The 17,354-nt window shown below is 44.1% G+C and carries 21 protein-coding genes; 15 read left to right on the top strand and 6 right to left on the bottom strand.

Translation table 11 applies throughout. The annotated features are described in order from the left end of the window. Positions 1-19: 19 nt before the first annotated feature. Positions 20-355, bottom strand: a complete 336-nt coding sequence (locus FB592_RS00665; protein WP_010886606.1) for a NifU family protein — start codon at positions 353-355, stop codon at positions 20-22. Positions 356-454: 99 nt separating this feature from the next. On the opposite strand from FB592_RS00665, the gene FB592_RS00660 reads away from it, so the two are divergent. Beyond that, positions 455-781 carry a YuzD family protein gene (locus tag FB592_RS00660; RefSeq protein WP_021480530.1) on the top strand — a complete coding sequence of 109 codons (327 nt, stop codon included), beginning with the start codon at positions 455-457 and terminating at the stop codon, positions 779-781. Between the two features lie 25 nt (positions 782-806). Here FB592_RS00660 and FB592_RS00655 read toward each other — a convergent pair whose 3' ends face one another. After that, positions 807-1,874: an NAD(P)/FAD-dependent oxidoreductase gene (locus FB592_RS00655; protein ID WP_003228707.1), complete on the bottom strand. Its 1,068-nt coding sequence runs from the start codon at positions 1,872-1,874 to the stop codon at positions 807-809. Between the two features lie 262 nt (positions 1,875-2,136). Between FB592_RS00655 and FB592_RS00650 the strand changes: the two genes are divergently transcribed. The 6 genes from FB592_RS00650 to paiB all read left to right on the top strand — a co-directional run bounded on the left by FB592_RS00650 (position 2,137) and on the right by paiB (position 6,645). Then, positions 2,137-2,373 carry a YuzB family protein gene (locus FB592_RS00650; RefSeq protein ID WP_003222913.1) on the top strand — a complete coding sequence of 79 codons (237 nt, stop codon included), beginning with the start codon at positions 2,137-2,139 and terminating at the stop codon, positions 2,371-2,373. A 136-nt stretch (positions 2,374-2,509) separates the two neighbouring features. Further along, positions 2,510-3,724, top strand: coding sequence for a NupC/NupG family nucleoside CNT transporter (locus FB592_RS00645; protein ID WP_003228710.1), 1,215 nt, complete (start codon positions 2,510-2,512; stop codon positions 3,722-3,724). A 122-nt stretch (positions 3,725-3,846) separates the two neighbouring features. Further along, the gene (dapF, locus tag FB592_RS00640) at positions 3,847-4,701 is read left to right on the top strand and encodes a diaminopimelate epimerase (RefSeq protein WP_003243745.1); all 855 of its coding nucleotides are present in this window, start codon (positions 3,847-3,849) and stop codon (positions 4,699-4,701) included. 78 nt (positions 4,702-4,779) lie between these two features. Beyond that, complete coding sequence (locus tag FB592_RS00635) at positions 4,780-5,142, top strand: HesB/IscA family protein (protein WP_003244166.1); 363 nt, start codon at positions 4,780-4,782, stop codon at positions 5,140-5,142. A gap of 337 nt (positions 5,143-5,479) precedes the next feature. Then, positions 5,480-5,998, top strand: coding sequence for a spermidine/spermine N(1)-acetyltransferase (gene paiA / locus FB592_RS00630; protein WP_003244000.1), 519 nt, complete (start codon positions 5,480-5,482; stop codon positions 5,996-5,998). Positions 5,999-6,021: 23 nt separating this feature from the next. After that, entirely contained in the window at positions 6,022-6,645 is a 624-nt protein-coding gene (gene paiB / locus FB592_RS00625) for a protease synthase/sporulation negative transcriptional regulator PaiB (RefSeq protein ID WP_014480733.1), read from the top strand. A 73-nt stretch (positions 6,646-6,718) separates the two neighbouring features. Here paiB and guaC read toward each other — a convergent pair whose 3' ends face one another. Continuing rightward, the gene (gene guaC, locus FB592_RS00620; protein WP_141949162.1) at positions 6,719-7,699 is read right to left on the bottom strand and encodes a GMP reductase; all 981 of its coding nucleotides are present in this window, start codon (positions 7,697-7,699) and stop codon (positions 6,719-6,721) included. 278 nt (positions 7,700-7,977) lie between these two features. Here guaC and FB592_RS00615 point away from each other — a divergent pair, with 278 nt between their 5' ends. Beyond that, the gene (locus FB592_RS00615; protein WP_003228723.1) at positions 7,978-8,118 is read left to right on the top strand and encodes a hypothetical protein; all 141 of its coding nucleotides are present in this window, start codon (positions 7,978-7,980) and stop codon (positions 8,116-8,118) included. Between the two features lie 38 nt (positions 8,119-8,156). Here the strand turns inward: FB592_RS00615 and yumC are convergent, their stop codons facing one another. Further along, the gene (gene yumC, locus FB592_RS00610; protein WP_003220618.1) at positions 8,157-9,155 is read right to left on the bottom strand and encodes a ferredoxin--NADP reductase 2; all 999 of its coding nucleotides are present in this window, start codon (positions 9,153-9,155) and stop codon (positions 8,157-8,159) included. 331 nt (positions 9,156-9,486) lie between these two features. Between yumC and FB592_RS00605 the strand changes: the two genes are divergently transcribed. The 4 genes from FB592_RS00605 to spsC all read left to right on the top strand — a co-directional run bounded on the left by FB592_RS00605 (position 9,487) and on the right by spsC (position 12,157). Beyond that, the gene (locus FB592_RS00605) at positions 9,487-10,707 is read left to right on the top strand and encodes an NAD(P)/FAD-dependent oxidoreductase (RefSeq protein WP_010886605.1); all 1,221 of its coding nucleotides are present in this window, start codon (positions 9,487-9,489) and stop codon (positions 10,705-10,707) included. A gap of 172 nt (positions 10,708-10,879) precedes the next feature. Then, positions 10,880-11,023 carry a YuiA family protein gene (locus FB592_RS00600; RefSeq protein ID WP_003243733.1) on the top strand — a complete coding sequence of 48 codons (144 nt, stop codon included), beginning with the start codon at positions 10,880-10,882 and terminating at the stop codon, positions 11,021-11,023. A gap of 53 nt (positions 11,024-11,076) precedes the next feature. Next, positions 11,077-11,397, top strand: coding sequence for a YuiB family protein (locus FB592_RS00595; protein WP_003243877.1), 321 nt, complete (start codon positions 11,077-11,079; stop codon positions 11,395-11,397). A 103-nt stretch (positions 11,398-11,500) separates the two neighbouring features. Next, positions 11,501-12,157 carry a stationary phase survival protein SpsC gene (gene spsC / locus FB592_RS00590; RefSeq protein ID WP_080286255.1) on the top strand — a complete coding sequence of 219 codons (657 nt, stop codon included), beginning with the start codon at positions 11,501-11,503 and terminating at the stop codon, positions 12,155-12,157. Between the two features lie 29 nt (positions 12,158-12,186). Here spsC and FB592_RS00585 read toward each other — a convergent pair whose 3' ends face one another. Then, positions 12,187-12,663, bottom strand: coding sequence for a divergent PAP2 family protein (locus FB592_RS00585; RefSeq protein WP_003244337.1), 477 nt, complete (start codon positions 12,661-12,663; stop codon positions 12,187-12,189). 157 nt (positions 12,664-12,820) lie between these two features. On the opposite strand from FB592_RS00585, the gene FB592_RS00580 reads away from it, so the two are divergent. Both FB592_RS00580 and FB592_RS00575 read left to right on the top strand, forming a co-directional pair. Beyond that, positions 12,821-14,323 carry a leucyl aminopeptidase gene (locus FB592_RS00580; RefSeq protein ID WP_141949161.1) on the top strand — a complete coding sequence of 501 codons (1,503 nt, stop codon included), beginning with the start codon at positions 12,821-12,823 and terminating at the stop codon, positions 14,321-14,323. Positions 14,324-14,469: 146 nt separating this feature from the next. Then, a complete protein-coding gene (locus FB592_RS00575; RefSeq protein ID WP_003228736.1) occupies positions 14,470-15,798 on the top strand; it encodes a Na+/H+ antiporter family protein in 1,329 nt (442 codons plus the stop codon). Between the two features lie 53 nt (positions 15,799-15,851). Here FB592_RS00575 and FB592_RS00570 read toward each other — a convergent pair whose 3' ends face one another. Beyond that, complete coding sequence (locus FB592_RS00570; RefSeq protein ID WP_003228737.1) at positions 15,852-16,454, bottom strand: biotin transporter BioY; 603 nt, start codon at positions 16,452-16,454, stop codon at positions 15,852-15,854. 100 nt (positions 16,455-16,554) lie between these two features. Here FB592_RS00570 and FB592_RS00565 point away from each other — a divergent pair, with 100 nt between their 5' ends. Next, entirely contained in the window at positions 16,555-17,151 is a 597-nt protein-coding gene (locus FB592_RS00565; RefSeq protein ID WP_003228739.1) for a sulfite oxidase-like oxidoreductase, read from the top strand. Positions 17,152-17,354: the final 203 nt, after the last annotated feature.

The following is a 17,354-nucleotide window of genomic DNA, read 5'->3' as shown; positions in this document are numbered from 1 at the left end:
TATTAGCCTGGCTGCTTTATTAAAAGACTTGTTCTACTTCAACGACACCCGGCACTTCTTCTAGAAGAGCGCGCTCAATTCCGGCTTTCAGCGTAATTGTTGAACTTGGGCAGCTGCCGCATGCGCCTAGAAGACGAAGCTTAACGATACCTTCATCTACGTCTACAAGCTCACAGTCACCGCCGTCACGAAGTAAAAACGGACGAAGTTTGTCCAGTACTTCCTGCACCTGTTCTTTCATTTCAACTTCAGTCATGACATTCGCTCCTTTCGTCGTCATAAAACCATTATATTCAGTGTAACAATAAAAATCTATTGTTTGGTTTGCAAAGTTGCTCTCCCTATTATAGCACATTCAGACTTCAACACAAAAACGGTTTTTTTCTATAAAAACGTCCTTTGGCTCTGTATACTTAAAAGAAAGGACTTACATAGGAGAAGGGGGCGTTTACAAGTGATGAAACCAGTCATGCTAAGCGTGTACGGGGCAGAGACCGTTTGTGCGAGCTGTGTCAATATGCCGACAGCCAAGGATACATACGAGTGGCTTGAGGCTGCGCTGAAAAGAAAATATCCAAATCAGCCTTTTGAGATGCAGTACATCGATATTCATGAGCCGCCTGACAATGAACATGCGAAAGAGCTTGCGGAAAAAATCAGAAATGACGAGTATTTTTATCCGCTTGTGCTCGTAGAAGACAAAATTGTCGGTGAAGGCAATCCAAAATTAAAAGACGTTTATGAGGAAATGGAGAAGCATGGGTATACAGAAAACCGCTGACTTGATCAGCGGTTCTTCTCTATCATTAACCGTTATGGTGTTTATACATCCACAGCAAGCCGGATTTCAGCATACGCGGAACACGGCCGATCAGCGGACGGTCAGCAACAAGCCCGAAGCCGGCTTTTTTTCCGAGTGAACCGAGGACGCCTTTCAGCTTAAACTGCGGCATTGATTCAGGCAGGGCTTCTCCATTCCAGCGTTTTTGCAAGATTTGGACAATCTGCTCTGCTTGAGCCTCTGCCAGCTGGGCGCTCGGCGCATGAGGAAGGCTGGCGCAATCGCCGACAACGTACAGATGTTCATCACCTGGAAGATTGTGATGAGGCGTTAATACAATACGCCCTTGTGCGTCCTTCTCCACATCTAAGTCTCTGACGACTTTGTTTGGCTGGATGCCGGCTGTCCACACGATGGCGTCTGCAGAAATCGGATCATCGTGGTTATACACAACGCCTTCTTCTACTTTTGTGATATTTGCCCTGTTAATAATGCGGACACCGTGCTCTTCGAACCATTTTTGCACATATTTGCTTAAACGCTCGGGAAAGCTTGATAAAATGAGATTACCGCGGTCGAACAAAATAATGTTCAGGTCATCACGGCTTTCTCTCAATTCACTTGCAAGCTCAACGCCGCTTAAGCCCGCTCCGACAATGGCGACGGTGGCATTAGCGCTCAGATTATTCAGCTTTTGGTAGGTTTCGCGGGACTGATCGATGGTTTGAATACTGTAGGTGAATTCAGGCGCTCCCGGCACGTTGTGATATTTATCCTCACAGCCGAGCCCGATTACGGCGTCATCGTAAGAAATCGGTTCACGATCTTGGAACAGCACTTGTTTTTGTACAATATCAATTGATGTGATATCACCGTATTGGACATCCAGTCGAGGGTGCTCTGGGAATGACACTCTGATATGATGGTCAGAAATTGTGCCTGCGGCAAGGGCATAATATTCTGTTTTCAAGCAGTGATAAGGATTTCTGTCAATTAACGTGATTGAAACATCATCAGGCAGCTGGTTTGGCAATAAGCGATGAAGAACACGCATGTTCCCGTAACCTCCGCCGATCAAGACCAATTTTTTCATTTGAATTCCCCTTTAATCCGAAGAGTATGATAGATACATTGAAGAAAATACGAACTATGTAAAATAACATCTAGAATTATATCGAATTTGATCTAAAATCACAATAATAGTTTCAAAATAACCTACAATTTAGCCTGAAAACACAAATTAGTAAAACGTTATTTGAGAAATAATATGTTACGATAATAAATTTTGAATCATCCGTTGTCTTTGACGAATAGTGAAAAATTCGCGATAATGGACATATGTGAGGTGAAACCGCATGAATCCAATGATTGAATTTTGTGTCAGCAATCTGGCTCACGGCTCTCAGGAAGCCCGGGCAATTTTGGAGAAGGATCCCAACCTTGATGTCCTTGAATATGGCTGCTTAAGCTACTGCGGGACATGCATGGAATCGCTTTTCGCTCTGGTAAACGGAGAAGTCGTCATGGGTGAAACGCCTGCTGAGCTTGTTGAGAATATATATACCTTTATTGAAGAAAATCCAATGTTTTAAAGAAAAGGGCCTGGACAGGCCCTTTTTTATTTTGCCGTACAAAAGAACTAAAAAAATGTGTAGACATCAAAAAATATTATTGTTATCGTATAAAAGATATTTTTTTAAATAAAATTTAAGAGGTGTACGAGTATTCATGAATGTTCTGTGGGGGCTGCTGGGCGCAGTTGCGATCATTGCTATCGCGTTTTTATTTTCAGAAAAGAAAAGCAATATTAAGATAAGAACCGTCATCGTTGGTTTATGCACACAGGTGGCGTTTGGATACATCGTGTTGAAATGGGAAGCGGGACGCGCTGTTTTTTTATGGTTTTCAAGCCGTGTACAGCTTCTGATTGACTATGCGAATGAAGGCATCAGTTTTATTTTTGGACCGCTTCTAAAGGTCGGAGACAGTCCGGCATTTGCATTAAGTGTACTGCCCGTTATCATTTTCTTCTCAGCACTGATTGCAGTTTTATATCATTTGAAAATCATGCAGCTCGTTTTCCGTGTCATTGGCGGCGGATTGTCGAAGCTCCTTGGAACAAGCAAAACGGAATCTCTGGCGGCCGCTGCCAATATTTTTGTAGGACAATCAGAATCTCCGTTAGTGATCAAACCCCTGATTGCCGGGCTGACGCGCTCTGAGTTGTTTACGATTATGACGAGCGGTCTATCGGCAGTAGCGGGATCTACCTTGTTTGGGTACGCGCTTCTCGGTATTCCGATTGAATACTTGCTGGCGGCCAGCTTTATGGCTGCTCCAGCTGGACTAGTCTTTGGTAAATTGATTATACCCGAAACGGAAAAAACGCAAACCGTAAAAAGCGATTTCAAAATGGATGAAGGCGAAGGCGCAGCCAATGTCATTGACGCAGCTGCAAAGGGAGCGTCAACAGGACTGCAAATTGCGTTAAACGTTGGGGCGATGCTGCTTGCGTTTGTTGCGTTAATCGCTGTAGTAAACGGTATTCTCGGCGGGGCTTTCGGCTTGTTCGGTTTAAAAGGCGTAACATTAGAATCCATTCTCGGCTATGTGTTTTCTCCTATCGCCTTTTTGATTGGCGTGCCTTGGCATGAAGCATTGCAGGCGGGAAGCTATATCGGCCAGAAATTGGTGCTGAATGAGTTTGTCGCTTATTCTAACTTCGGTCCGCACATCGGCGAGTTTTCTAAGAAAACTGCTACCATTATCAGTTTCGCGTTATGCGGATTCGCCAATTTTTCATCAATTGCGATTATGCTTGGTACGCTGGGCGGATTAGCACCCAGCCGCCGTTCAGATATCGCGCGTCTCGGCCTGAAGGCTGTTCTTGCAGGAACATTAGCCAATCTGCTCAGCGCAGCCATTGCCGGCATGTTTATATAAACGATAAAAGCTCCTTGCGTCAGTGCAAGGAGCTTTTATGTATGAAAAACGGGGGATAATTGTATTGTGTCCGCTTATAATAGCTTTTATACTAAGAAAAAGAAAAAAAGTTGGAGGCACCTATGAACTCATTTCGATTTACCAAAATGCACGGCCTGGGAAACAGTTATATTTATGTGAATCAATTTGAAGAACAGCTTCCAGAAGAAAAACTGTCAGAGATTGCAATTCAGGTTTCTTCTGTTTATACAGGGATCGGATCGGACGGAATGATCCTGATATGCCCATCAGACCAAGCGCCTGTTAAAATGCGGATTTTTAATAATGACGGGTCTGAAGGGAAAAACTGCGGCAATGGCCTGCGCTGCGTCGCAAAATACGCATATGAGCATAAGCTGGTTGAGGAAACATCTTTTCTGATTGAAACTCTTTCCGGGCTTGTAAAAGCGGAGGTTCAAGTCGAAAACGGAAAAGTGAATGTGGTCACTGTCGATATGGGCGAACCGCGCTTGACAAAATCCGAGCTCCCGATGCTTGACGGCGGGGAAGAGCACACAATCAATGAAACGATGGCATTTGGTGAAGTAGAACTAACAGGCACTGCCGTTTCAATGGGAAATCCGCATATCGTTTTTCCGATCGCAGACATTGAACAGGCACCCTTAACGACACTGGGGCCGGTGATTGAGAAAGATCCGAGATTTCCGGAAGGCATCAATGTGGAATTCGTTGAAACCGTGAATGAACAAGAATTGCATTTCCGCGTCTGGGAACGGGGATCAGGGATTACTCAGGCATGCGGGACAGGAGCATGTGCAGCGGCAGTCGCATCTGTATTAAACGGCGTATCAAAGCGAAATCAAGACATCACGGTGCATTTAGCAGGCGGGGATTTGGTGATAAACTGGAAAGATAACGGCCATGTAATGATGACAGGGCCGGCTGAAACCGTTTGTGAGGGTGTCTATTTCTTGTAAAACACCTTGTTTGAGAATTGGAACGATCATGTTTATAATAAAAGACAGCAACCGGTTTTTAAAAGGAGGTTCACAATGATGAGCAACCCGGTAACAATTACAGAAGCAGCAGCTTTGCATATAAAAGATATGATGAAAGAGCATGAAGAAGAAAACGCGTTTCTGCGTGTAGGCGTCAAAGGCGGCGGCTGCAGCGGACTTTCTTACGGCATGGGCTTTGAGCATGAAAAGAGTGAATCAGACAGTGTGTTTGATCAGCACGGCATCACTGTTCTAGTTGACAAAGAAAGCCTTGACATCATGAACGGCACCGTGATTGATTATAAACAATCCATGCTCGGCGGCGGCTTCACCATCGACAATCCAAACGCCATTGCTTCATGCGGCTGCGGTTCTTCGTTCAGAACAGCAACGAATGCAGGCAAGCCTGAAGAGTGCTAAGCACTAAAAACGGATAGCAACTATTAATGACGCTTTTCTTAGCGATAAATCATCGTTAAGGGAGGCGTTTTTATTATGGGGAAATGATGCAGAGAGTTCCGGGGACTTCGGCAAGAGAAACGCTGCTTTGTTGTTTGATTTTTGTTGTAAATACAGCAAAGTTACGCTATATTTAATGCGGAGTATATTTTATTGCATTTACAACAAAAACATGATAGGGAGTTGGTGATGAAGAAGATTTTTGGACTGGTAACAAGGCCAGTATCTGTTCCGTGTTTAAATATATAAAAGGGACACTAGACAATTGAATTTAAAATAAAGGGGCTGAATCCGAACAATGAGTGTAAAAATGAAAAAATGCAGCCGGGAAGATTTACAAACACTTCAACAATTGAGTATTGAAACATTCAATGACACTTTTAAGGAACAGAACTCACCTGAAAATATGAAAGCCTATTTAGAAAGCGCATTTAACACTGAGCAGCTGGAAAAAGAGTTATCCAATATGTCTTCGCAATTCTTTTTTATTTACTTTGATCATGAAATCGCTGGATATGTAAAAGTCAATATCGATGATGCTCAGTCTGAAGAAATGGGTGCTGAATCACTTGAAATCGAGAGAATTTATATAAAGAACAGCTTTCAAAAACATGGGCTTGGCAAACATCTGCTGAATAAAGCGATAGAAATTGCGCTGGAACGTAATAAAAAGAACATTTGGCTAGGTGTGTGGGAAAAAAATGAAAATGCCATCGCCTTTTATAAGAAAATGGGGTTTGTTCAGACCGGCGCCCACTCTTTTTATATGGGTGATGAAGAGCAAACGGATTTAATCATGGCTAAAACACTCATATAACATTTTTCGAAGGGTGGATGATGATGTATATTCCAAAATATTTTAAGGTCACAAATGCTGAAGAAATTTGGAATTTTGTACAAGAAAACTCCTTTGGTACGGTTGTCACAACAGAACAAGGAAAACCAATTGCCACACATTTGCCGTTAGGATTCAATAAAAAAGACGATCATTACTATATTACGGGGCATTTCGCTTATGGAAATCCTCAGTGGAGAACGTTTGAAGCCTGTGAAGATGTGCTTGTGATGTTTCAGGGACCGCACGCTTATATTTCTTCTTCCTGGTATTCGCGCGAAAATGTTCCGACGTGGAATTATCAGGCTGTCCACATGTATGGAAAAGCAAGTATGTTAGAGAAAGATGAATTAGCAGAAGAATTAACAATCATGCTGGAGAAATACGAAAAACATCGTGACAATCCTGTTTTATGGGATAAGCTTTCTCCAAAACTCTTAGAACGTGAATTGAAAGGTATCGTTGGATTTAAGATTAAGGTGGAAGACATTCAAGCGGCATATAAATTAAGCCAGAACCGAAATGAAACGGATTATATGAACATCATTGAACAGTTGCAAAATGAAGAAAATCCAAATGCAAAACAAATGGCAGAACTGATGGAAAATAAATTCAAAAAGCAAATATAAGCTTACTTTGCTGAAGAAGTAGCAGAAAACGCCAACTCAAGCGGAGAACCGCTGACTTGGCGTTTTTTTATGATTAATATTTATCCCCATTAAAAATGGAATTCTTCACAATCACATAATCCACATTGCGGATGGCGTCAAGCTTTGTTCCGCCTGCATAAGAAATAGAAGATTGAAGATCCTGCTCCATTTCAATCAGTGTATCCTTGATTGAGCCTTTATGCGCCACGTGCATTTTTTTGCCTTCGACATTTTTCTTTTCGCCTTTTTGGAATTCAGAGGCTGAGCCGAAGTACTCCTTGTAAAGCTTTCCGTCTTTTTCGATCGTTTGGCCTGGCGATTCTTCGTGTCCGGCAAATAGTGAACCGATCATGACCATCGTTGCGCCGAATCGGATTGATTTTGCGATGTCGCCATGGGTGCGGATGCCGCCATCGGCGATAATCGGTTTGCTGGCAGCCTTGGCACACCAGCGCAGCGCTGCTAATTGCCAGCCGCCTGTGCCGAAGCCGGTTTTGATTTTCGTAATACATACTTTTCCCGGTCCGATGCCGACTTTAGTGGCATCCGCTCCCGCATTTTCAAGCTCTCTGACTGCTTCTGGCGTTCCGACGTTGCCAGCAATAACAAAGCTGTCCGGCAAATGTTTTTTAAGGTGCTGGATCATTTCAATGACAGCATTTGAGTGCCCGTGAGCAATGTCAATTGTCACGTATTCAGGAGTCAGATTTTCTTCTGCCAGCTGGCGGACAAATTCATACTCCTCATCTTTGACGCCCACGCTGATAGAAGAGAATAACCCGCGTGCGTTCATATCTTTAACAAAATCAATCCGATTTTCAGGTTCAAATCGGTGCATCACATAAAAGTAGCCATTTTCGGCTAATGAAATCGCTAGTTTTTCATCTATAATCGTCTGCATATTGGCAGGGACGACGGGCAATTTAAATGTACGTCCGCCTAAACGTACGGATGTATCACATTCTGAACGGCTATTTACAATGCATTTTGCAGGAATTAGCTGAATATCTTCGTAATCAAATACGTTTTCCATGGTTTTCACTCCTAAAAACGAATATTTAAAATTATATTATATGAAATGTTCGCCTTCTATAATGTACTCTGTTTTATTTAGGATGTCAAACATTATGATTTGCTGGCAGGTGTGGTGCAAGTGCCGAAGCTTGTCATGCAGGGTGAGTTTAGGTATCATAGTTTTAACGAATGGTCTTAGAGAGCGGATCAAAACGCGAATGATATACGTTCAGCAAAGCTTGGTCGTTCAGCACCAGGCTTTCTTTATGGCATGGACATGGGAAAGGAGCGAATAAGATGGCCCAAAACGAAGAAAAAACACCGAAGTCCCAAAAGATTCAGGACCGCATTATTATGGCAATGATCTGGGTAGTCGCAGCCCTTGTGATTGCGCTGGTTGTAGGAACTGCATTGAATTATATAAATATCTTCAAATAAAAAAGGAGCTGTGTCGCAGACACAAGCTCCCTTTTTTATTATTTATTTTCAAAAAGACTTGTTGAGTGAAGAGGCTGTACGCGGGCTTTCGGGTCCATGTAAGCCTTGGCGTTGTTCACTGCTGTCGGTGCCTCACCGAAGCCGCTGGCAATCAGGTTGACTTTTCCTTCGTATGTACAAATGTCACCTGCTGCAAAGAAGCCTTCGATATTTGTTTCCATTGTTGATTTCACGACAATGGAATTTTTCTCGATGTCCAGGCCCCAGTTTTTGATCGGTCCAAGAGATGAAACGAAACCGTAGTTGACGATTAAGTCATCAATTTCTAAAATCTCTTTGCGGTCGCCTTTCACTTCTTCAAGCACAAGCTGTTCGATTTTGTCTTCGCCGATCAGCTCCGCAGGGACGAATGGTGTCAGGACATTAACCTTCGACGCATGAAGGTTTTCCACACTGTGCTCGTGCGCACGGAACTTGTCACGGCGGTGAATGATCGATACTTCTTTTGCGATCGGCTCAAGCATAAGCGCCCAGTCAACCGCGGAATCTCCACCGCCAAGGATCGCAACGCGTCTGCCGGCAAATTTTTGCAGATCATCAACGAAGTAATGGAGGTTTTTGCCTTCATACTGCTCGGCATTTTCAAGTTCCAGCTTTCTCGGTTTGAATGCGCCGTTTCCTGCAGTGATGATGACTGTTTTAGAGTAGTGGGTTTCTTCATTTGTTACAAGCTTAAACACGCCGTCCGCTTGTTTCTCAACAGATTCAACCGCTTGCTCCAGACAAATGGTTTGGTCGAATTTCGCCATTTGCTCTTTTAGGTTATTGATAAGCTCTTGCGCACGGATTTTCGGGAATCCCGCTACATCATATATATACTTCTCAGGGTATAGGGCGCTAAGCTGTCCGCCGAGCTGAGGCAGGCTTTCGATAATTTTGACGCTTGCCTGTCTCATCCCGCCGTAAAAAGCGGTGAATAAGCCGACCGGTCCCCCGCCTATAATTGTAATATCATAAACCTTTGTATCCTCTCGCATACGAAAATTGCCTCCTAAATGAAAATTGTTATTAATTATACCATATTGCCGTTCAAATTGACGAGTCAGCAGAAAAAATCGTAAGGATCTAACGTGCCCATCCGTTCTTGAAAATATTTCCGCAGGCCGCTACGATAATAACCAAATGAAATGATCTTTTTCTGAATGTTTCTTGGGCCAGCCGGATAAACATGATAATAGTGCTACGGGTAAGGACTTCACAAAAAACTTTTCAATATATTTCATAAAATCCCGCCAATAAGCTGAAGCTAACACAAATGATGATTTTATTATGGGTCTAACAAAAGCAAAAAAAGAGAAGGTGGATGTGATGGCATTGAATAAGCCCAAAATCGTGATTTTAGGTGCAGGATATGGCGGATTGATGACGGTGACAAGGCTGACGAAGTATGTCGGGCCGAATGATGCTGACATTACGCTTGTAAATAAACACAATTATCATTATGAAACGACATGGATGCATGAAGCGAGCGCGGGTACGCTCCATCATGACCGCTGCCGTTATCAGATAAAAGATGTAATCAACCAGTCACGGGTGAATTTTGTACAGGATACCGTAAAGGCAATCAAAATTGATGAGAAAAAAGTTGTGCTTGCGAATGGAGAACTGCAGTACGATTATTTAGTCATCGGGCTCGGCGCCGTGCCTGAAACGTTCGGCATTAAAGGCTTAAAAGAATATGCGTTTCCGATTGCCAACATCAACACGTCGCGCCTGCTGCGGGAACATATTGAGCTGCAGTTTGCGACTTACAATACGGAAGCGGAAAAACGGCCGGACAGGTTAACGATCGTTGTTGGCGGTGCCGGATTTACGGGAATTGAATTTCTTGGCGAACTGGCTGCTCGCGTGCCGGAGCTCTGTAAGGAATATGACGTTGACAGAAGCCTTGTCCGCATCATTTGTGTGGAAGCAGCGCCGACCGTTTTGCCGGGCTTTGATCCGGAACTTGTTGACTATGCCGTACATTATCTTGAGGAAAACGGAGTTGAGTTCAAGATCGGCACGGCTGTACAAGAATGTACACCGGAAGGAGTCAGAGTCGGCAAAAAAGATGAGGAACCAGAGCAGATCAAATCGCAAACCGTTGTATGGGCGGCAGGTGTCCGCGGTCATCCGATTGTGGAGGAAGCCGGTTTTGAGAATATGCGCGGCCGAGTCAAAGTCAACCCTGATCTCCGCGCCCCGGGACATGACAATGTCTTTATTCTCGGCGACAGCTCGCTGTTTATGAATGAAGATACAGAGCGCCCGTATCCGCCGACTGCGCAAATTGCAATGCAGCAGGGCATAACGGTCGCTAAAAACCTTGGCAGGCTTATTAAAGGCGGAGAGCTTGAGGAATTCAAGCCGGACATTAAGGGAACAGTGGCTTCTCTTGGCGAGCATAACGCGGTTGGGGTTGTTTATGGCAGAAAGCTGAAAGGCACGCCCGCTTCGTTTATGAAAAAAGTCATTGATAACCGCTCACTGTTTATGATTGGCGGACTCGGACTGACATTGAAAAAAGGCAAGTTCAAGTTTTTCTAAAAACCCGCGGAAGCGGGTTTTCTTTATTAAAAAACGCCAAAATAAAAAGAGAACGAGAGGAAAATAAGTATGTTTCCGCTTACATCAAAAGATTTGTCACATGATCTGACTTTATTGTTGACAGCTTGATATGGTATATTATCAGAAAATTAAGAAAAAGGGTGATGATTAGATGAAAACTGCAACGACAACCGCTTCACATGCATGCCCATTTTGTTCAGGAAAAGGATATTTTCAATTGATTCTCGGCGGTTCAGAGACTTGTCCGTCTTGCCAGGGGACAGGAAAAGACAGTCATTCTTTTTCCAGCCGTTGACTTTATTTCCACCCCCGCGTTACACTAAAAACAACGCAGGGGGGTGGAATAGGTTGATTAGTCTGCCAGTCGTAATCATCTCAATTGTTTTGTTTTTTGTCTTGTTTTTTGGAATCGGTTTCTTATTAAACATGCTGCTGAGAATGTCTTGGATTATGGCTGTGATTTATCCGATTGTATGCCTTTTCATTATCAGCAAAGAAAAGCTGATCAGCTATGTCCAGTCGCCGGGAGAATCCTTTGCCAGCCTGTTTCATCGTGTCTTATCATTAGCGGCTGCCGATGTGCTGATTTTAGTCAGCGGTTTGGCCGGCGCCATCGTATCCGGTATAGCGATCAACATGCTCAGAAAAAGAGGATATCAAATGTTTTAAATGCCGCTTTCTTCTAAAGAAAGCTTTTTTTATGCGTTCAGCTCATTCGTCATTTTGAATAATGCTCTCTCCACTTGGGAACAATGATTCGGAGGAGAGGTGAATGATGTTGAATATGATCAGACGTTTGCTGATGACCTGTTTATTTCTGCTTGCATTTGGCACGACATTTTTATCAGTGTCAGGAATTGAAGCGAAGGACTTGTCAAAATGGGTGCAGGAACATCAGGAAAAGCACTTGAAGCATGCAGGACTGACATTAAAAGCATTGCAGCAGAAACAAACACAAACCACGTCCGCGGCTGAGGATAAAACAAAACCGTTAGAAGAGGCATTTGATTGGGATGAATATCCAGTCCAAAGAGTAACAGCAACAGGCTACACAGCAGGAGCTGAGTCGACGGGCAAAAATCCCGGTGATCCATTATACGGGCTTACATATTCAGGTGTGAAAGTGAAACGGGATTTATATTCCACGGTTGCTGCTGACCCGTCCGTTTTCCCGATCGGAACAATTTTATTCATTCCGAACTACGGTCTCGGAGTTGTGGCCGACACAGGATCAGCTATTAAGGGAAACCGCCTTGATCTGTACTATGAGACAGTCAAAGATGTATACAATGAATGGGGCAAAAAAACCCTTGATGTTTATGTGATTAAAAAGGGAACGGGAAAAATTACCGAGGATGAGCTTGAGAAGCTCAATGAAACAAAATCTTTGCAAGTGTTCAGAAATCAATATAAAACTGTGAAAGAATAAAACGCTCCAGCGAAAGCAGGAGCGTTTTTTTACATGAAAAAGTAAGCGAGTACCAATGTCAGTAAAATACCTGTTAGTCCTCCGAAAAAGACTTCGATCGGCTGATGTCCGAGAAGCTCTTTCAGCTTTTTTTGCTTTTCTTTCTCTGCAGCCTTAGGGAAGTCCTTCGCTTCATTTACGAAACGGTTAAAATCAATGACAAGCTTATTAATGACTGTTGCCTGCTCACCGGCGTGACGTCTGACGCCAGTTGCGTCAAACATGGTTATGACGGCGAAAATGGCGGAAACCGCAAAGAGTGAGGAGTCTAATCCATGCTCCAAGGCTACGCCTGTTGAAAGTGCAGTGACCGCTGCGGAGTGAGAGCTGGGCATGCCGCCTGTGCTTGTGACCAGCGACCAGTCCAGTTTTCTGGACACGATAAACTGTATGGGCACTTTGATGACCTGAGCAAAAATAATTGCGGCCAGGCTTGATAATAAAGGAAAATTCGTTAAAAGTTCCATCGGCGACATCCTTTCTATTTGAAAAATCCTTCGTGTTTCAAAAGAAAAAAGCAAGTCTTAGACTGTTGTTTGTTAAAATAAGTATAGTGGAAAGAATGTTTTTCCTATTATACCATTGTTCATTACAAATACCCATTACGTTAGGAGTGTAAGCCTCATGTTTTATGCGGTTCAACAATCAGAGCATACAGAAACCCTTGTGGTCGGGCTTTTTCAAAAAAGCCAGCTGACAGGAAAAGCGTTGGAAATTGATGAAATGCTCGAAGGCCATCTGACACAGCTTTTAAAAGAGGGTGATGTCTCTGCGAAACCGAATCAAGTATCAAAAGTATTCCCTCCATCTTCTGCGGGTATGAAACGGATTTATTTCGTTGGTCTGGGGAGAGAAGCAAATTATTCGTTTGAACAGGCGAAGGAATGTTTTGCTCATGTTTTTCAAGCCATTCATAAAGATCGAAAACAAGAAACTGCTGTTCTGCTTGATACGTTTATTTCGGAAGACGTGCCTCCAGCCGATGCCGCGCATGCTTTAGCTGAGAGCTGCCTGCTTGCTTCCTATGAGGTGCAGGATTATAAGCACAAATCAAATGAGCCTGACAAACAAATTGAAGCCGTGTATGTTGTAACAGATGAAGATACACAGGAAGTGCAGGCCGGGCTTCGCGTCGGCCAGGCATACGGACAAGGGACAAATTCGGCTAGAACGCTTGTGAATATGCCGGGAAACATGCTGACAGCGACTGACCTCGCTTCGTATGCTGAAGAGCTTGCGGCGAAATATGATTTTGAGTGTGAGATATTGGAGAAATCAGAGATGGAAGAGCTCGGTATGGGCGGAATACTTGCGGTAAACCAAGGCTCCACCGAACCGCCGAAAATGATTGTGTTGAAATATCAGGGCAAAAAGGAATGGGAGGACGTCGTCGGACTAGTCGGGAAAGGAATTACCTTTGACACAGGCGGCTACTCCATTAAAACGAAATCTGGAATTGTCGGCATGAAATCAGATATGGGAGGAGCAGCTGCGGTTCTCGGTGCTATGGAAACGATCGGAGAGCTTCGTCCTGAGCAAAACGTGCTGTGCGTTATTCCATCAACCGATAATATGATTTCCGGCGGGGCCATGAAGCCGGATGACGTGATCGTATCTTTAAGCGGAAAAACAATAGAAATCCTTAATACGGATGCTGAAGGAAGGCTAGTGCTTGCAGATGGCATTACATACGCGAAACAGCATGGCGCGTCAGTTCTTGTCGATGTAGCTACGCTTACCGGCGGCGTCGTTGTGGCATTAGGAACAGAAACAACCGGCGCAATGACAAATGATCAAAGCTTTTACCAGCAGGTAGCTGATGCTGCACAAGAGTGCGGCGAGGCAATCTGGCAGCTGCCGATAACAGAGAAGGATAAAAAACGCGTGAAAAGCAGCCAAATGGCGGATCTCAACAATTCACCGGGACGCGAGGGACATGCGATTATGGCAGGAACGTTTCTTGGTGAATTCGCTGAGTCAACACCTTGGGTTCACCTTGATATTGCAGGAACAGCGACTGCCAATAAAGCAAACTGCTTCGGGCCGGCCGGGGCTACTGGCGTTATGGCAAGAACACTGGCTACACTTGCGGAGCGATTTACATTGGAAGAAGATAAAAACGAGTAATGAAAAATCCCTGCTGTATGATGCGGCAGGGATTTTTTCTTCCGAAATCTTTAGTTGACTAAAGTGGATCGGTTATGATACGATACGTTCGTGCTTTATTTATCTACTACATTAGCAAACTAAAGGATTTTTGGAGGGGTATCATCATGAATGCAGTCGTCATCGCAGTCCTGCTTATGCTTGTATTAAGCCTGCTGCGTGTCAATATTGTTATCGCATTAATTATAGGCGCCTTGGCCGGCGGGTTAACAGGCGGGCTCGGTCTTGGCGAAACGGTTAAAGCTTTCACAGACGGTCTCGGCGGAAATGCCACCGTTGCAGTTAGCTATGCCATGCTTGGCGCGTTTGCCGCCGCTTTGACGAAAACAGGTCTTCCGGACGCAATGGTGGAAGCCTCCGTTAAATTAATCGGAAATAAAGAAGATTCTCGAAAAAAAGCACTGTCTAAGGTGCTGATTGTGCTGATTATTTTAATTGTATCTTGTTTTTCGCAAAACGTCGTTCCGGTTCACATCGCGTTTATCCCGGTGCTGATTCCGCCGCTTTTGAAAATCTTTAATGAACTTGAAATGGACCGCCGTCTGATCGCGTGTGTAATTACATTTGGCTTAACGGCTCCTTATATTTTGCTTCCGGTCGGTTTCGGCCAAATCTTCCAAGGCATGCTGAAGGACAATATGGCGGATGCTGGGTTAAACGTTCCGCTTGCTGATATTCCGTACGCACTGATTATTCCAGTTGCAGGTATGGTTGTCGGCCTTATTTTATCAGTGATCGTATACCGTAAACCGAAACAATATGAAACAAAAGACATTTCAGGTGCAGAAGCATCGCCATATACGAGAAAAAGCATTGGTATCGCGGTTCTAGCCATTGTTGTGTCACTCGGCGTCCAGCTTTACTTATCTCAGACTTTGGGAGTAGAAGGAATGATTATGGGGGCGCTCGCTGGTCTGATTGTTCTGTTTGTCAGCGGTGTGATGAAGCGTGATGAAGCGGACTCACTGATTACTGATGGAATGGTTTTAATGGCCTTTATCGGCTTTGTCATGCTTGTTGCAGCCGGATTTTCAAACGTATTGACGAAAACCGGAGATGTCGAGTCACTGGTCAAAACGTCAGCTGGTTTTATCGGACACAGTCAGTCCTTGGGCGCATTGCTGATGCTCATTGTCGGCTTATTAATTACAATGGGGATCGGATCTTCTTTTGCGACGATTCCTGTTATCACAACCATTTTCGTGCCTCTATGCATGCAGCTTGGATTCAGCCCGATGGCAACGATTGCGATTATCGGAGCTGCTGCTGCCCTCGGCGATGCCGGTTCACCTGCCAGTGACAGTACGCTTGGCCCGACTTCAGGTTTGAGTGCGGACGGCCAGCATCACCACATTTGGGATACTTGTGTGCCGACGTTTATATTTTATAATATTCCGCTTGTCATCTTTGGCTGGATTGCAGCGCTTGTTTTATAGGAAAAAGGCTCCCCTTTACTGGGGAGCCTTTTCTCGTTATGATAAAAAAACGTTTACGTAGATGATATGTGATTTCTGTTAAAGCCGGTTGCTTTATGAATAGAGCGGTAGATTGCTGGTGCGATAAACGACAGTATCACAGCCAGCGCTGTATCTTTTACCATAAACCAAATCATAAAGCCCCAAGCCGTGCCGTAGCTCACTGGCGTATGAATCCACAGCTTCAGTGCAAGATACATATAGGTAGTGCCGATGAGATACATGATCGCCGTTCCGATAAGTGAAGCAATGAGAAATCGAATTTTACTTGGCTGAATGTTTCGTTCTAAAAACCACCCCGCTGCAAATGCTGCCGGAATGTATGAGATAATAAACCCGCCGCTTTTCCCTGCAAACGGTGCGAAGCCTGCTGAAAATTGAGCAAACACAGGCGCTCCGGCCAATCCGACAAGTGCATATACAATCATGGCAATCGCTGCTCGTTTGCTGCCAAGAAGCAAAGCTGCCAAGAGACAGAAAAACGGCTGCATCGAAAGCGGAATGCCGGCTACTTGTAAAAAGGGTGCTACTGATGTAATGTTGGCCCCGACAGCCATAAGTGCGGCGAACATGCCAATCAGCGCCATATCTCCCGCACGAAGTTTACGTTGTTTCATCGTTGTTCCCCCTTAGGTTGACATACACAATCATAGAGTAATAAAGAACAAAAAGATTGTCAACATGATTTTAAATTAGGTTAACAAAAAGGAGGCCCATATGTATTTCGGAAAAACAAGACAGTCCGATCAATCTGGAAGAGTGCCGCCAAATCAAAACGTCACCACTTCATTTCCTGTGCTTCATACCGGAGATGTCCCATATTACGAAGATATGACGAAATGGAATCTTCAAGTATACGGTTTGGTTGACCATCCGATGCTGCTAAGCTTTGAAGATGTCAAAGCCTTTCCACGGTATGAATCGAAAAATGACATTCATTGTGTCACGGGATGGTCAAGGCTTGATAATGTGTGGCAAGGCGTGCGGGCTTGTGATATAGCGGAAAAAGCGGGTGTAAAAGAAGAAGCGGGCTACGTCATTTTACATGCTGAAGAGGGCTGGACGACCAATCTGCCGCTTGATGATTTCTTAGCGGAAACTTCCCTTCTGGCTTATGCGCATAATGGCGAACCTTTAACCCCTGAACACGGCTTTCCGCTGCGGGGTGTATTTCCGCATCTGTATTTTTGGAAAAGCGCCAAGTGGCTGCGCGGCATCCAATTTACGAAAGAAAATCACCCTGGCTTTTGGGAGCGGAATGGCTATCACATGAGAGGCGACCCTTGGCAAAATCAAAGGTTTACATGGGATTAAGGTTCTATTTCAAATAGGACAATCCGCATCTTTATTGGGTTTTTACTTCCATATTGATAGTCTGCAGGTACCTTATTTGATCAAGGTGCCTTTTTTATTCGGGAAAAAGTTGACTTTCTTTGGAAGAAAACCTATTATTTGAGGTGTCTAGTTGATAGTGAAAATCATTATCATACATTGCGGTTTAGTTTAAAGAGAGGAAT

Origin of the sequence: Bacillus sp. SJZ110 (genome assembly GCF_006715455.1) — a bacterium.
GTDB classification, from domain to species: Bacteria; Bacillota; Bacilli; order Bacillales; family Bacillaceae; genus Bacillus; species Bacillus subtilis.
The sequence above is the reverse complement of the archived record's forward strand: the minus strand, read 5'-3'. Positions and strand labels throughout refer to the sequence as shown.